Below are 890 nucleotides of genomic sequence, written 5' to 3' on the forward strand. Positions count from 1 at the left end.
TGCCCCTTTCCGTGTTCACAGCATCCCCCAAAATTACAGTCATCCCCTTGAAAAAGGGGATCTCATTCAGCGCGTCCCGCAGCCAAATTACGTGACTTAGTCGCCAATTTTCAGTCACCTACACGCGGTAGGAGATCCTCACTTTCGTGAGGATGACGGCTATAGGGGGCATGTTAGAAGTGAGGGGATGTAGAGCATTAATTAGATGGTACGCCCCACACCTAAACTAAACTCAGCTATGTCGCTGAACTTCAGGAGGTGCCATCATGTCAACTATTAAAACTATCGGTATTGATTTAGGTAAATCAACTTTCCATGTTGTTGGTCATGACTTCTCTGGTCAACAGCCTTATCGACACAAGTTTTCAAGAGCTAAGCTACTTCAATTTATCTCGGTTCATGAACCAGTGTTGATAGCAATGGAGGCTTGTTGTGGGGCGCATTGGCTTGCTAGAAAATGCCAAGAGTATGGGCATCGAGTAAAACTGATCCCTCCACAATATGTTAAGCCTTATGTTAAGAGTCATAAAAATGACTTCATTGACGCTGATGCGATTGCTGAAGCTGTAACTCGACCTAGAATGAGGTTTGTCTCACCTAAAACTGAGCAAGCGCAGTTAGGAGTAGTAATCCGAAGAATCAGAACAGGCTACATTCGAGAACGTACGGCAGTCATGAACCGTATAGGCTCTATCCTTACTGAATTTGGGTTCAGCTTTCCACGGGGTCATGCAAATATGAAACGGCTTTTTCAATGGCTAGCTGATACAGGCCAGCAAGTTCCACCCCTACTAATTTTCGAATTACGCAATCAGCTTGATCATTACAACGAGCTTAACAACAAAATCAAAGAACAAGACCAAAAACTTGAGACTCTAAATAGTGGTAAT

General features: G+C 43.7%; 1 protein-coding gene. It reads left to right on the plus strand.

Going from position 1 to position 890, the window contains the following annotated elements; translation table 11 throughout:
• Positions 1-266 precede the first annotated feature (266 nt).
• Positions 267-890 (plus strand): IS110 family RNA-guided transposase (locus VTH8203_RS23545; RefSeq protein WP_158296247.1); only part of this gene is annotated, 624 nt, incomplete at its 3' end.

It is taken from the genome of Vibrio thalassae, assembly GCF_900089835.1.
GTDB classification, from domain to species: Bacteria; Pseudomonadota; Gammaproteobacteria; order Enterobacterales; family Vibrionaceae; genus Vibrio; species Vibrio thalassae.